12 protein-coding genes are annotated in these 14,010 nt (G+C 56.3%); 3 read left to right on the top strand and 9 right to left on the bottom strand.

Going from position 1 to position 14,010, the window contains the following annotated elements:
• Positions 1-72: 72 nt before the first annotated feature.
• The 8 genes from HMPREF2751_RS05670 to HMPREF2751_RS05705 form a co-directional block, all read right to left on the bottom strand.
• Positions 73-969, bottom strand: coding sequence for a carbohydrate ABC transporter permease (locus tag HMPREF2751_RS05670; protein WP_042389412.1), 897 nt, complete (start codon positions 967-969; stop codon positions 73-75).
• 18 nt (positions 970-987) lie between these two features.
• A complete protein-coding gene (locus HMPREF2751_RS05675) occupies positions 988-1,833 on the bottom strand; it encodes a carbohydrate ABC transporter permease (RefSeq protein WP_016423090.1) in 846 nt (281 codons plus the stop codon).
• 179 nt (positions 1,834-2,012) lie between these two features.
• Positions 2,013-3,296: an ABC transporter substrate-binding protein gene (locus HMPREF2751_RS05680; RefSeq protein WP_088611979.1), complete on the bottom strand. Its 1,284-nt coding sequence runs from the start codon at positions 3,294-3,296 to the stop codon at positions 2,013-2,015.
• Between the two features lie 525 nt (positions 3,297-3,821).
• Positions 3,822-5,033: a DUF4032 domain-containing protein gene (locus HMPREF2751_RS05685; RefSeq protein ID WP_172620277.1), complete on the bottom strand. Its 1,212-nt coding sequence runs from the start codon at positions 5,031-5,033 to the stop codon at positions 3,822-3,824.
• 81 nt (positions 5,034-5,114) lie between these two features.
• Positions 5,115-6,251, bottom strand: coding sequence for an ABC transporter ATP-binding protein (locus tag HMPREF2751_RS05690; RefSeq protein WP_069359226.1), 1,137 nt, complete (start codon positions 6,249-6,251; stop codon positions 5,115-5,117).
• Between the two features lie 97 nt (positions 6,252-6,348).
• Positions 6,349-7,623 (bottom strand): PhoH family protein, encoded by a 1,275-nt coding sequence (locus HMPREF2751_RS05695; RefSeq protein ID WP_042388806.1) that lies wholly within the window; start codon positions 7,621-7,623, stop codon positions 6,349-6,351.
• A gap of 169 nt (positions 7,624-7,792) precedes the next feature.
• Entirely contained in the window at positions 7,793-9,229 is a 1,437-nt protein-coding gene (locus HMPREF2751_RS05700; protein ID WP_070546208.1) for an FtsX-like permease family protein, read from the bottom strand.
• The gene (locus tag HMPREF2751_RS05705) at positions 9,226-9,951 is read right to left on the bottom strand and encodes an ABC transporter ATP-binding protein (RefSeq protein WP_070546206.1); all 726 of its coding nucleotides are present in this window, start codon (positions 9,949-9,951) and stop codon (positions 9,226-9,228) included. The genes HMPREF2751_RS05700 and HMPREF2751_RS05705 overlap by 4 nt, the downstream gene beginning before the upstream one ends.
• A gap of 117 nt (positions 9,952-10,068) precedes the next feature.
• Between HMPREF2751_RS05705 and HMPREF2751_RS05710 the strand changes: the two genes are divergently transcribed.
• The 3 genes from HMPREF2751_RS05710 to HMPREF2751_RS05720 all read left to right on the top strand — a co-directional run bounded on the left by HMPREF2751_RS05710 (position 10,069) and on the right by HMPREF2751_RS05720 (position 13,215).
• Complete coding sequence (locus HMPREF2751_RS05710) at positions 10,069-10,860, top strand: sensor histidine kinase (protein ID WP_083301589.1); 792 nt, start codon at positions 10,069-10,071, stop codon at positions 10,858-10,860.
• Positions 10,860-11,573, top strand: a complete 714-nt coding sequence (locus HMPREF2751_RS05715) for a LuxR C-terminal-related transcriptional regulator (RefSeq protein WP_049170138.1) — start codon at positions 10,860-10,862, stop codon at positions 11,571-11,573. The genes HMPREF2751_RS05710 and HMPREF2751_RS05715 overlap by 1 nt, the downstream gene beginning before the upstream one ends.
• A 121-nt stretch (positions 11,574-11,694) precedes the next feature.
• Positions 11,695-13,215, top strand: a complete 1,521-nt coding sequence (locus tag HMPREF2751_RS05720) for an acetaldehyde dehydrogenase ExaC (RefSeq protein WP_049170136.1) — start codon at positions 11,695-11,697, stop codon at positions 13,213-13,215.
• A gap of 186 nt (positions 13,216-13,401) precedes the next feature.
• On the opposite strand, the gene HMPREF2751_RS05725 is transcribed toward HMPREF2751_RS05720, so the two are convergent.
• Positions 13,402-13,839, bottom strand: coding sequence for a hypothetical protein (locus HMPREF2751_RS05725; RefSeq protein ID WP_049189609.1), 438 nt, complete (start codon positions 13,837-13,839; stop codon positions 13,402-13,404).
• Between the last annotated feature and the right edge of the window lie 171 nt (positions 13,840-14,010).

Here is a 14,010-nt window from a genome sequence, read left to right on the forward strand (position 1 = left end):
AACCTACGCGGTTGAGGCTTTCGCTTTCGTAAAACGCGGTGCTTGGCGTCCTATGCGCTAACGCTTAGGCAGCTATCCCTTAACGGCACCCGCAGCAACACCCTCGATAATGTGCTTCTGGGTGGCGACGTAGAAAATCACAATCGGAATGATTGCGAGCACCAGCATTGCCATCATCGCGCCAAGGTCACGGTTACCGTTGGAGCCAACGAAGCTCTGCACGACAACCGGGATGGTCTTGTACTTAGTAGACAGGCCAATGACCAGGTACGGCAGCAGGTAGTCGTTCCATACCCACATAGCGTTCAGAATGGCGACAGTCACTGCAGTCGGCTTGAGCATGGGCAAAACGATGCGGAAGTAGTTCTGCATCGGAGATGCGCCATCAATCATCGCGGCTTCCTCGATGTCAATCGGGATGGACTTGATGAAGCCGGCAAACATGAAGACCGACAAGCCGGAGCCAAAGCCCAAGTAGAGAACCACGATGCCGATTGGGTTGTTCAAATGCAGCATGTCGGCGATCTTGACGGTCGGGAACATCACCATCTGGAACGGGATGACCATCGAGAACACAAACAGGTAATACAGCAGCGAGGTCCACCACGTCTTCACTCGCGTGATGTAGTAAGCCGTCATCGCAGAGAAGAACACAATCGCAATAACCGAGAGGATCGTGATGACAAAGGACCACACGATCGCCCAGCCGAAGCCCTCCTTCATCAGGCCGACGGCGTAGTTTTCGAACCCGACCCACATGTCACCTAGTGGCAGCTGGAAGGGGTTATCTGAAATTGCGAACTTGGACTTGAACGAGTTGAAGATAATGAACGCGATTGGCCCCAAGAACACGACGGTCAAAAACACCAGAATCGCGTAGATGATGACCTTAGATACGCCTCCCACCTTGGCCTCGTCCTGCTTAGCGGGCTTGGCCTTGGGGAGCTTGGTGGCCGTTTCAGTGGTCATTGCAGCGTCGACAGACATTTATGCCTCCACTTCCTTGCTGCGAGTAGCACGCAGCTGCAGCATCGCGATCGCTACGACCACGACGACGAATATTACTGCCTTGGCTTGACCAACGCCCTCCACACCAATTCGGTTGAACATGGTGTTGACGATGTTCAGAGCAACCATTTCTGTCTCTGAACCCGGCGCACCATTGGTCAGGGCCAAGTTTTGATCGAAGAGTTTGAAAGTGTTCGACAGAGTCAAGAAGAGGCAAATGGTAATCGATGGCATGACCATCGGGATAGTAACGTGCCGCAGAATCTCCCAGCGTCCGGCGCCATCAATCTCCGCAGCTTCGATGAGCTCCGGTGGGACATTCTGCAGACCGGCAATATAGATAATCATCATGTAACCGACCAGCTGCCAGTTGATGAGGATGATCAGACCGGCGTAACCGAACTTCCAGTCGGACACAATCGTCGTACCGTACGATGCCAGCACGGCGTTAATCATCGACTGCCAGGTATAACCGAGCACGATGCCACCGATAAGGTTCGGCATGAAGAAGACTGTGCGGAAGAAGTTCGTGCCCTTCAGCTTGCGCGTCAGAATCCATGCGATCCAGAACGCGAACAAGTTCACAGTAATGATGGAAACAACAACCACCATGAGAGTGAATCCGAAGGAGGCGACGAAGCCCTCGCGCTCACTAAAGGCCTTCTGGTAGTTCTCGATACCAACCCACTGCGCATTAGTGATGGTTGTGAAGTCAGTAAATGATAGGAAGAAACCGATAACGAACGGCACCAGGAACGCGATTGCAAAGGCAATCAGCGTGGGTAGCACGAAAATTGGGAAATACTTTTTCAATGTTGCTTGCATCTACAACACCGCTCCTAAAGCTAAAGGCGGAGCCCGGTGCCTCGAGACCGGTTTAACAGGTCACCGAGCCCCGAGCTCCGCCTTGCCATTGGATGAACTCATTCCGTCGGTTGTTCATGCGCGAGAAGCTTTCGCTTCACACTCACCGATGGAATGGATCACCATTGATTTGCTGGTATTTAATTGTTCGGAGATTCCGCATTCCAGCTGTCGGCGAAAGTCTCGACAACCTTGTCCCACGGCATCTTTCCGGAAGCGTACTGCGCCAGCGCTGCGCCAAAATCATCCTTGAACTGCTGCGACGGGAAGTACTGGAAGTCCCACGGGATGGTGGTCAGGTCCTCGTTCTCAATTGCTGCGGCCACTTCCTTGGCCAGCGGGTCATTCGGAGTGTCGGCTTCAGTGAAGTTCTGGAACGGAGCGATGAATCCGAGATCCTCGACGACGTACTTCTTGCCCTCATCGGTGTTGAACAGCCAATTGACGAAGTCCTTCGTTGCCTTTTGGGAAGCCTCCGAAGCCTTGGAGTTGACCGTCAGGTAGTTCTCAGTACCAACCGAGATGCCGGTCTTATCCTCGTCCTTCAGGCCCATGTACATAGGCATGAACTTAATCTTGTCCTGCTTGACCACGTTGCCGGAGACATCGTTGATCTGGGACCATGCCCAGTTGCCATTCTGAACCATAGCGGCCTTGCCCTGGGCGAATTCCGCCATCGAGTCGGACACAGCCTTCGACGGGGCCAGAGTCTTTTCGACAGTGGAGTTATTCAGGTACAGATCAAAGAGGTTCTTGAACTCCTTGTTGTACTTGAACTTCACATCAGCGGTTTCCTTGGTGCCAAGGTCCTCGAATTCATAATGAACCGGTCCGTTGGCCAAGTGTGTCTGCCAGCGCCAATCCTCACCGGATGCAAGCGAGGTGGAAGCGAAGGTGCCGGAAATCCCCAGCTTGTCCTTCTTGGCCTGCATGTCCTCAGCAACTTCCTTCAGCTTTCCGAAGGCCTTAATCTCGTCGATGCTCTTGGCCTTGGCATCGGGCAGCGCGAAGTACTTGTCCATGATCTCTTCGTTATAGATCAGGCCAAACCCCTCGACTGCAAACGGGACGCCGTATACCTTGCCGTCCTCGCCCTTCAGCGGCTCGATGCCCTCGTTGAGGTTTTGTGCGATCTCAGTGTCAGACATGTCTGCCATGTATTCCTGCCAAGTACGCAGGCCCGCCGGACCATTGACTTGGAACAGTGTTGGCGCGTCCTTTTTACCAATCTCGGCCTTCAGAGTTTGCTCATAGGAATTCGAAGCAGCAGTAACGACCTTGACCTGGACACCAGTCTTGTCAGTGTATGCCTTCGCAATCTTCTGATATGCGGCATCCTGCTCCGGCTTGAAGTTAAGGAAGTAGACACCACCATCTGCAACCGCATCATCACTCGAGCACGCAACCAAACCAGCGGTTGCCATCAGGCCTGCTGCACACAGAGCTGAAAGGCGCTTGAAGTTCTTCACTATATTTTCTCCCTTGAGAAGAAAGGCCACTTCAATGGCATCCTCCGAGCAATTCGGACGAATATTTGCCAGCAGCCGTGGCCTAATTGGATTATCCCGCCCTGCGGCTAGAAGTAGCCTTTCATGCGAACTTCGACGCCACCCACGCGGGTATTCGGTCTCACCAAAATCTTACTTGACCAAAACCAATTTAGGTTGGCCTTCAGCCAGCTGTGAACAAATGCAAAGGAGAAAAATAGCAAAAGCTCTCGAAAGCACACCTAGAATTTGAGCTGTTTTCGAGCTGTTTTCGCTGAACAGAGCCGCCTACCGGCACCAAAGTAAGCACCTGGCCGCGACAATCACACGCAGACCCGACAACCACCCGACCACCAAAAGCACCCCTGTTTGGCGTGAATGTATATTTTTATAATATCCTGGCGAGTCGTTTACTTGTCACTTTTGAAATAATCGTACGCTCGACAGTCTGCTTCTAGAGAGCTACTCGACCTCATCGCTCGCCGGAAGATATACGGACTCGTCGCGATGCCCGGGCAACACTCGGTCTACGTAGCTCTGCACCGCTTCTTGAAGCGGCACATCCGCACGGCGTTTTTCTGCCATGTACCAGCGATGCTCCAAGACCTCGTGGAAAACCTGCGCATCCTGCAGCCTTCCACGCAGCCCCTCGGGCACAGCCAGGATTGTGGCCTCGAAAACTTCACGCAGCCATCGGTGCGCAACCTGCTCTAGCGGAACCCCTTCAAGACCTTCCGCCAACCGAAAGGTCTGCATACTATTGAGCATCCGCCTCGCTTGCCGTTCTTGAACATCCAACCCCGTCAGTCGCATTAACTGCCTATGGTGATGCCCTGCGTCAACCACTCGTGGTCGGAACACAACGCGGCCACCATCACTGGTGACTTTCAGCTCGCCAACATCGAAACCGAGGTCGTTGAGCCTGCGAATCCGCTCATCGACAAGCCAAGGCTCCTCAACACCAATAGATTCTTCCCCCGTCAGCTCTTGCCACAGGTCCTCATAACGCTCAATAATGCGCCTACCCACCGCAATTACGTCCAACTCAGGATCGAGGAATCCGCCGGCCTGCAGATCCATGAGCTCTCCGATGATGTTGGTATGGGCAACGTCAACGTCGTAAAGCCTGCGGGAATCTGAGAGTGTGCCTTGCAAATCTCCCGTTTCCGCGTCGACAAGGTAGGCGGAGAAAGCGTCTGCGTCACGACGAAACAACGTGTTCGACAGCGACACGTCGCCCCAGTAAAAACCAAGGAGATGTAACCGAACTAGCAGGACTACCAGCGAGTCAATCAGGCGGACCACAGTTTCGCGGGTGACCTGTTGAGAAAAAACTGCACGATACGGCAGCGAATACTCGAGATGTTCTGTGACGAGTGCCGCAGTTAACGGTTCGCCATCTGGATCCTTGCGGCCAGTAATGACCGCGAGCGGGCGAACCGATGGAGCACCGAGCCTGACCAGGTCACGCAGCATTCGATACTCATGATGAGCAGTGAACTCACCAATTTCTTTCACTGCAATGACGCGGTCATCCAAGTTGACGAATCGAACAATGTGCCGCGAAATTCCCTGAGGTAGGGCGGCCAACAAATCGTCTGGCCACTGTTCCAGAGGTATATGCCAAGGAAGGCGCAAAAGCTTTGAAGCCACCGTTGTCGCGGCTATTTTCATAGTTTCCGACACGGTGGCTCCTAAAACTGTCTTACTGTCCCACTGCCCTACCAGCTACTCATTTCATCTAAACGAAAGAGTTTAGGCCGGAAGGCGCATACCAGTCGACTTCGAGAACAGGTGCAGCATGCCCGGACGAATCTTGCCGTAAACTACCGAGCCCAACTGCGGCGCGGTGCGCGGGGCGGTACGAATAACCACCTGACCGTGTTCCTCTTCGTCCGGGTTAGAGGAAGATCCGGAGCTCAATGCTCCGCCACCGACGAGATCGCCATACATGAATGCATCGGAGCCCAATTCCTCGACCAAGTTAACCTGCACCGGAATGACGTCATCGCCCGGCCCCTCGACCAGGTCGAATGCCTCCGGACGGAAGCCCACGATAATCTGGTTCTGATCCTCCGGCACGATTGCAGCAAGTGTGGCTTCCGGCAGCTTAATCTTGGCCTCACCCAACGTGGCGTAACCATTAGAGACGTTGAACGTGCCCAGGTTCATCGCAGGCGAGCCAATGAAGCCCGCGACGAATTCGTTTGCCGGGGTTTCGTAGAGTTCCCGCGGGGTACCGACCTGCTGCAGAACACCGAAGTTAATGACCGCGATGCGGTCGCCCATGGTCAGCGCCTCAGTCTGGTCGTGGGTGACATACATGGTGGTCACACCCATCCGACGCTGCATGGCCGCAATCTGAGTACGGGTTTGAACACGCAGCTTCGCGTCCAGGTTCGACAACGGCTCGTCCATCAGGAACACCTGCGGCTTGCGCACAATCGCACGCCCCATTGCCACACGCTGACGCTGACCACCGGATAGAGCCTTAGGCTTACGATCCAGGAACTGAGTTAGATCCAGGGTCTTCGCAGCTTCTTCGACACGACGGTCAATCTCGTCCTTGTCCACACCAGCAATCTTGAGCGCGAAGCCCATGTTCTCGCGCACCGTCATATGCGGGTACAGGGCGTAGTTCTGGAAGACCATCGCAATATCGCGATCCTTGGGCGAGACATTGGTCACATCACGATCTCCAATGAAAATCTTGCCCTCATTGACCTCTTCCAGACCGGCAAGCATGCGCAGTGTTGTGGACTTACCACAACCGGAGGGGCCCACCAGAACCAGGAACTCGCCATCGGCAATTTCCAAGTTGAACTTGTCCACAGAAGGCTTCGTCGCACCAGGGTAAATGCGAGTGGCATCAGCAAAAGTCACAGTAGCCATGTGAATACAAACCTTTCATCGGCAGGTACGTGCCGAACGATCCGAGTGAAAGTAACCGCAGGAACAGCTCCTACGTATCTGCCTCACAAGCTTACTCTTAATCGAGTAGTCCCGTAACGAGCTCCGCAATCTTCGAGCGCTCCGAGCGCTTCAGCGTGATGTGTGCAAAAAGCTCGTTGCCCTTGAGTTTTTCAATCACCGCCTGCACGCCGTCATGGCGGCCGACGCGCAGGTTGTCACGCTGCGCCACATCGTGCGTAAGGATGACTCGGGAATTGCTACCAAGACGCGACAGCACCGTCAGCAGTACGTTGCGCTCCAGCGACTGTGCCTCATCGACAATCACGAAGCTGTCATGCAGGCTACGACCGCGAATGTGTGTCAGTGGCAGTACCTCCAGCATGTCGCGCGAGGCAATCTCATCCATCACGTTGTCTGAAACCAATCCCTCCAGGGTGTCGTAAACAGCCTGCGCCCACGGGTTCATCTTTTCGTCCTCACTACCTGGCAGGTAGCCAAGGTTCTGACCACCTACCGCGTAGAGCGGACGGAACACCACAATCCGGCGATGCAGTCCGCGCTCCAGCACCGACTCCAGTCCCGCGCACAGCGCAAGCGCCGACTTACCCGTACCGGCTCGGCCGCCGAGGGACACAATCCCCACCGAGTCATCCAACAGCAGGTCAAGCGCCACACGCTGCTCCGCCGACCGCCCCTTCAGGCCAAACGCCTCCGTATCGCCCCGCACAAGCTTGACGACGCCCGGGGCGCTCACCCGTGCCAGCGCAGACTGGCTACCAGCGCTGAGCTGCACGCCGCAGTGCAGCGGCTGATCCTGGATCTGCTCGAGCTCAAGGAACCCATTGGCGAAGAGACGATCAATTTCCTCCGGGTCGACGTCTACTTCCACCATTCCCGAGTACCCAGTCAGAACGACGTCCTGGGCGCGGTAATCGTCGGCAGGCAAGCCGACCGCACCAGCCTTGACGCGAAGCGGAATGTCCTTGGTGACCAGCACGACATCATGTCCATCGTGCTGAAGATTAAGGGCGCAAGCGAGAATGCGGTGATCGTTTTCGGCGGTGCGGAAGCCTGCGGGAAGGATGGAGGGATCGGAGTGGTTGAGCTCAATATGCATAAACCCGCCAAGATCATTGGCGGGCACAGGCCGGTCCAGGTGGCCGTAGCGGTAACGCAGCTCTTCGAGGAAACGGAGCGCTTCTCGGGCGAACCACCCCAGCTCTGGGTGGTGGCGCTTGGCCTCCAACTCACTCACCACGACCAGCGGAAGCACAACTTGGTGCTCATCGAACTTCTTGGTGGCGTGGGGATCGGACAGCAGGACCGAGGTATCAAGCACGTAGGTACGCATGCCCTCAGGCTAAAAGTCAGAGGTAGAAATTACGTGGTTGTGAGATGAATGCTTGGTTATCAGATGAACCACAGTTGGTTACAGGCTCTAATCCTCAAGTTGAACCCTAAGGAACTGGCCGAGCACCGAGCACCACTGCCCGGCCACTCCACTGCCCTTTTAATGGCGACTAGTCGTTATGGCGAATCTGTCGACCCAGCAACTTGTGGCGAAGCGGATCAACCGCCAAGGTCACAGCGCCAACTGATACAACTCCCACGAGGTACGCCAGCGCAACAACAAGTGAGCGTTGACCAAACGTGATTTCGTTCGCAATCGGGCCGAACATGGTGGCTCCCAACAGCGCACCCATAACAAAGCCGAAGATGCTGGTCGCAAGCATGGGAAAGAATGTCTGCTTGAAAGTGACCGTGCGGTGGAAGCTGATTGGCGTCCCGATGAAGTCCAGCGCCTTTGTCAGCGATGCCTCTTCATAGACGGCTGAGGCCTGAGTCAAAAGCGTTGACACCAGCAACAGAATGAAACCGATTACGAAAGTGATAGTCACACCGGTTGCAATATCGTGCGCGAATGTGACATCTGCAACCTCTTCAATCTTGTCTTCGCCAGGCACCATCATTGTGTAGCCAAGCAGCAGAGACAGGAAGGCCATGGAACTTACTCGACGCCACGATTCCTTAGCGTTAGTCGCGACTCGTCGCGTCGCCACAAAATCACTTGAAGTACCGAAGAAGCTGGAGATGCGGGCAACAAGCTGGATAAAGAAAGGCGCCACCAGGCCAATTGCCCAGACCATCAGGTACATCATCGCTGCGACACCAAGCGTGGCAGTGACGGTTCCACCCGCGATATTGGAGTTGGCAATCACGTATAGGACGATCGCACCGATAACAACGGCCACAATCATGCGCCAAGCCTTCATCGACTTGGGCACTTCCTTGCGGCTAACGCCGAGTGGTGAAATCATCACCCTTCGCAAACCAACCACAGCCGCATAGAGCGCGAGGAGCACCACGGCAACCCAGACCAGCGGGTAGCCCCACCAGGGCAGCAACATGTCCCAGGTATCCAGGTAGTCATTGTCGAACTTGATTATCGCCCAGAATGGCGCAGTGGCCACCGACAACAACGTGCCCACGACAAGCCCTACAGCTGCCAATACGAGGGTTTCGATAATCACCATGCGCGTAACTGCCCCGTTAGACAGACCAATCAAGCGCAGAGTTGCCAATCGCTGCTCACGTCCTGCAGCGCCAAGCACCGCCGACTGTGCCACGAGCGAAACCATTGCCGGAATCACAAAAACACAGGCCACGAGTGCCAGCTGCAGGTACATCTCGCCCTGACCTTGATTCATGTAATCCTCGGGTGTTGGGTTCGGCGGCAGCTTTGGCTCAGCCTGCCAACGGCGGTAAAACATCGCCGTGCCACCGACGACGACCAACGCCAACCAGGTACTCACGGTCATGGCCACCACGGACAATGCGGACAGCCAGCCGTTTCCCGAATGGGATTCACGCCCGGCGCGCTGCAGCCGCGTGCTCAAGTCCGCTAGTGCGCCGGTAGGAATTCTCTGGGGTTTTGTTGCTTCAGTTACGGTGCTCACTTTGTAACCTCCGCTCCTGCCAGCATGCGGTCGTCGTGAATCAGGCCATCGCGGATCTCCACACGTCGACGACACCAGTCGGCCACCTTCACATCGTGCGTGACCATCACCAATGTCGTGCCAGTCTGCTCCACCAACGCGGTGAGCTGCTGCATGACCTCATGGCCTGTGGACTGGTCCAGCGCGCCAGTCGGCTCATCGGCGAAGATGACACCTGGCTCGCCGGCCATCGCGCGGGCAATTGCCACACGTTGTGCTTGACCGCCGGACATCTGTCCTGGGCGACGGCGCGTGAGGTCCTTGAGCCCCAGGCGGTTGAGGACATCGTCGGCAAGCGCGAGTGACTTCGAGCGCTTCTTGCCCTGCAGAATCATTGGCAGAGCAACGTTTTCCCTGGCAGTCAGCTCGGGAAGGAGCTGGCCATCTTGGAAAACGAAGCCGAAGTCGTGCAGGCGGAGGGCGGAGCGGTCGGCGTCGGAAAGCGAACTGATCTTTGTGTCACCGAAGATGACGTCGCCGTCGTCCGGTAGCAAAACGCCGGACATGCAGTGCAGCAGCGTGGACTTACCAGAACCTGACGGTCCCATGACTGCAACCGTTTCGCCGGGCTCAATGGTCAGCGAAATGCCGGTGAGAACGGGAGCGGAATTGTAGGACTTGGTGATGTCGCGGATACAAAGTCGTGCGTTTCTGGGGCTGTTGTTCTCTGTCATGGCACTCATTTCACTCGCACGGAGGCGATTTCAACACCGTGCCCACTTTCCTTTTGCGGTAGTGCTAGGTCTACCATGCCGGAAATTAATTCCTCCGCACACAGAGCTTTCGTACCATGGGAAACTATGGAGCTGAAGGATTATTTCCGCAAATATATCGGCGCGAACCGTCGCGAAAAAGCGCATAAACGCAGCTACGAGGAATCCGCCGCCGCCCGCATCGCCGAACTTACCGCTTCACGACGAACAATTGCCGAAGCCTTTGAGATTGAACGTCGCCGCATTGAAAATGACCTCCACGACGGAGCTCAGCAATACATTGTTGCGGCTTCAATGAAATTAGGACTTGCGGAATTAGAGGCCTCCAATACTGGCAATGAGGAACTAATGCAGCTCCTGTCGGAAACGCGCGGCCATTTGGAGGATGGCCTGCGGGCCTTGCGGCGAACAGTCCATGGCATCCATCCGCAGGTGTTGCGCGATCGCGGACTGCAAGCGGCTGTTGAGGAAATTGCTGAAGGATATGGCCCTCACGTTGTTGTACACACTCCCTATCCGCTGCCGGAATTGGAGGAAAGCGTGCTCGCCGCGGCATATTTTTTCTGTGCAGAAGTGCTGACAAATGCAGCAAAATATGCGCCGAATGCTCCTGTTTCTGTGCTGCTCACCTCAGATCAAACACTGAATATTTCAATTACGGACCAAGGCCCAGGTGGGGCAAAATTGGGGCGCGGATTGCGGGGCATGAAAGAGCGCCTGGCCACTTTTGACGGTGCGATGACCATGCACTCTCCCGAAGGCGGGCCAACGCAGGTAATAGCCAGAATTCCCTTGATGCTAAATCGCTGGGAATCGGGCATTGGAGAAATAGAAGGCATGGATATGGAAAGCGTGGAGAAGAAAGGTGCGGCGAAATAATGAAAATTGTCATTGCGGATGACTCGGCACTCCTGCGGGAAGGAGTCGCGGGGCTCGTCGAAAAGCGCGGACATGAAGTGATTGCGATGGTCGACACTGCGCACGGTCTGGTGGCGGACATCGATGACCGGTTTGACGACTCGGGCGAGCTGCCAGACCTGGTGATTACCGATGTGCGCATGCCTCCGAAGATGAGTGACGACGGCCTGCGGGCCGCAGTGGAACTGCGCGAGCGTTATCCGCAGCTGAATGTCATGGTGCTGTCGCAGTATGTGGCGCCGGCGTATGCGCGTGAGTTGTTCTCGCCGGGAGGTGCTGGGGTTGGTACTGGGGCCGGCTCAAGTGGCAGCAGCTCGAGTGGCGGGACCGGGTATCTGCTCAAAGACCGCGTTGGCCAGGTGCTGGACTTCTTGGGTTCGCTCGAGGTCGTCGCAGGTGGTGGCGTGGTGATTGACCCTGATGTGGCGACGGCATTGATGCAGTCCGGCAAATCGGGGCTAGCCAGTTTAACGGCGCGCGAACGCGAAGTGCTCGAGCTGATGGCACGCGGCAAGTCCAATAAGCAGATTGCCGATGACCTCGTGCTTTCCGGGGCGGCGGTGGCGAAACACGTGTCCAACATCTTTATGAAGCTGCATCTGGAGCCCGGCGAGGAAAACCGCCGTGTGCGGGCAATTTTGGAATTTCTCACGGCGACGTCGGGGCAGATTTAGGGTCGGCAGCAATCGCATCTCTCGCAAAAGCGATGAAAAAATAAGTGTTGATTATGACACGAGTCACAATTTAAAGTTGGCTCATACGTTTGTTGTTTCCCTATAGAAAGGACGTGTCTACATGACTGTTTACGCCAACCCCGGCACCCCCGATGCAATCTTCACGTACAAGGAGCAGTACGAAAATTTCATCGATGGTAAGTGGACACCTCCAGTAGACGGGCAATACATGGACAACTCCACCCCGGTTACGGGCGAGGTTTTCTGCCGGGTTCCGCGGTCTAACGAGAAAGACATTGAGCTCGCTCTCGACGCCGCGCACAAGGCGAAGGACTCCTGGGCCTCGGTTCCTGCGGCCGAGCGGGCGCTGATCCTCCACCGCATCGCGGACCGTCTGGAGGAAAACCTTGAGAAGATTGCCGTCGCCGAGACCTGGGAGAACGGCAAGGCCATTCGCGAGACCCTCGCCGCTGACATCCCGCTCGCAATCGACCACTTCCGCTACTTCGCCGGGGCCACCCGCACGCAGGAGGGGCGCATCTCACAGATTGACGACAACACGGTCGCCTACCACTTCCACGAGCCACTCGGCGTCGTCGGCCAGATTATCCCGTGGAACTTCCCCCTCCTGATGGCCGCATGGAAGATCGCCCCGGCCCTCGCCGCCGGCAACTGCATCGTACTCAAGCCAGCAGAGCAGACCCCCGCGTCGATTCTCATGCTCACCGAGATTATCGCCGATTTGCTTCCGGACGGCGTTCTCAACATCGTCAATGGCCTCGGCACCGAGGCCGGTGCTGCGCTGACCGCAAGCGACCGGATCTCCAAAATTGCGTTCACCGGATCGACTGCCGTGGGCCAGCTAATCAACAAGGCAGTGTCCGACAAGATTATTCCGATCACGCTGGAGCTCGGCGGCAAGTCCCCGTCCATCTTCTTCCCCGACGTCATGGACGCCGACGATGCGTTCCGCGAGAAGTGCATTGAGGGCCTGGCCATGTTCGCGTTGAACCAGGGCGAGGTCTGCACCTGCCCGTCGCGAGCCCTGGTCCACGAAGACATCGCTGATGAGTTCCTGAAGCTCGCGGTCGAGCGCGTTAAGCAGATTAAGACCGGCAACCCGCTGGATACGTCGGTACAGATGGGCGCCCAGGCCTCCCAGGAGCAGCTGGACAAAATCTCCGGCTACTTGGAGTCCGGGCCGAAGGAGGGCGCGGAGGTTCTCACCGGCGGCAACGTCGCCAAGCTCGAAGGGCTGGAGGGAGGCTACTACGTCGAGCCGACAATCTTTAGGGGCAACAACTCGATGCGTTTCTTCCGCGAGGAGATTTTCGGCCCGGTCCTGGCCGTGACAACCTTCAAGACTCTGGATGAGGCTCTCGAGATTGCCAACGACACTATCTACGGTCTTGGCGCCGGCGTGTGGAGCCGCAACCAGAATAACGCCTACCGCGCTGCCCGCGGCATCCAGGCTGGCCGTGTGTGGGTGAATAACTACCACAGCTACCCTGCTCACGCAGCCTTCGGCGGTTACAAGCAGTCCGGTATCGGCCGCGAGAATCACTTGATGATGCTCGAGCACTACCAGGAGACCAAGTGCATGCTCGTCTCTTACGACGAGAACCCGACTGGCCTGTTCTAAGAATCCGCCCACTTGGGGCTAGGCGGTTTGTCGATTCCGATTCACGTCCGATGAAGGTGTCGACAACTGCCTCTGCCCCCCCCGAAAAAACGCCCTCCGCACCCGGCAGGTTGCAATGGTCGGCCTTAACCGGACGCACCAGGCGCTGGCGACTCCAAATTTAGAGGCCTAGCTCACGGCCGCCAGCTAGGTCTCTCTTTCTTTCTTCGCTTTCCGGCGCCACCTACACACCCGTTTAATCGTGGCACTGGCGGCCCATCCGCCGATAAATAGTAGCGGGATGTAGAAGAACACGACATAGGCGACGACCAGGCCGTCCTGGCCATCGGGCGGCGTGGTGAGAAATAGGAATGCCAAATCGCCAAGCGCAGCAATTCCTGCGCCGGTAGCTGCTGCGACAATGCTCCGCGCGCTGGTCATCCCCCGGACCGACGAACGATCACCGGCAAAAACAGCTATTGCTCCGACCAGCATTACTGAGACCAGCATGGACACGATCCACGACGCAATTCCTTCGTCGTAGGCGAGATTGGGCTCCGGCAAGATTAGCCCACCTAAAACGCTCCACGCGACCGCGGCGAAAAAGGACGCCAGCAAGGGGCGGGTTATATTGTCGAGCCTCATGCGTCCCAGGTTACGTGAGATGACCTCCAAAAATGCTGAATCTCCCCTCCTCAGTGGAGAATCGAGTCACGCCCACAAGAACAAAGATCTCCGAGCATAAAGTGGGGTAAGGAGAGAAACTGACAACCCCGAAAAATTATGGGCTGCAAATGTGAAACTGTGTGAGTTTAT

It is taken from the genome of Corynebacterium sp. HMSC063G05, assembly GCF_001810555.1.
Lineage (GTDB): Bacteria > Actinomycetota > Actinomycetes > Mycobacteriales > Mycobacteriaceae > Corynebacterium > Corynebacterium jeikeium_D.

Coding starts and splice junctions, on each gene's coding strand:
- HMPREF2751_RS05720 (WP_049170136.1), top strand. CDS start 11,695: ATGACTGTTTACGCCAACCCCGGCACCCCCGATGCAATCTTCACGTAC.
- HMPREF2751_RS05670 (WP_042389412.1), bottom strand. CDS start 969: ATGACCACTGAAACGGCCACCAAGCTCCCCAAGGCCAAGCCCGCTAAG.
- HMPREF2751_RS05675 (WP_016423090.1), bottom strand. CDS start 1,833: ATGCAAGCAACATTGAAAAAGTATTTCCCAATTTTCGTGCTACCCACG.
- HMPREF2751_RS05710 (WP_083301589.1), top strand. CDS start 10,069: ATGGAGCTGAAGGATTATTTCCGCAAATATATCGGCGCGAACCGTCGC.
- HMPREF2751_RS05690 (WP_069359226.1), bottom strand. CDS start 6,251: ATGGCTACTGTGACTTTTGCTGATGCCACTCGCATTTACCCTGGTGCG.
- HMPREF2751_RS05685 (WP_172620277.1), bottom strand. CDS start 5,033: ATGAAAATAGCCGCGACAACGGTGGCTTCAAAGCTTTTGCGCCTTCCT.
- HMPREF2751_RS05705 (WP_070546206.1), bottom strand. CDS start 9,951: ATGAGTGCCATGACAGAGAACAACAGCCCCAGAAACGCACGACTTTGT.
- HMPREF2751_RS05715 (WP_049170138.1), top strand. CDS start 10,860: ATGAAAATTGTCATTGCGGATGACTCGGCACTCCTGCGGGAAGGAGTC.
- HMPREF2751_RS05680 (WP_088611979.1), bottom strand. CDS start 3,296: ATGGCAACCGCTGGTTTGGTTGCGTGCTCGAGTGATGATGCGGTTGCA.
- HMPREF2751_RS05695 (WP_042388806.1), bottom strand. CDS start 7,623: ATGCGTACCTACGTGCTTGATACCTCGGTCCTGCTGTCCGATCCCCAC.
- HMPREF2751_RS05725 (WP_049189609.1), bottom strand. CDS start 13,839: ATGAGGCTCGACAATATAACCCGCCCCTTGCTGGCGTCCTTTTTCGCC.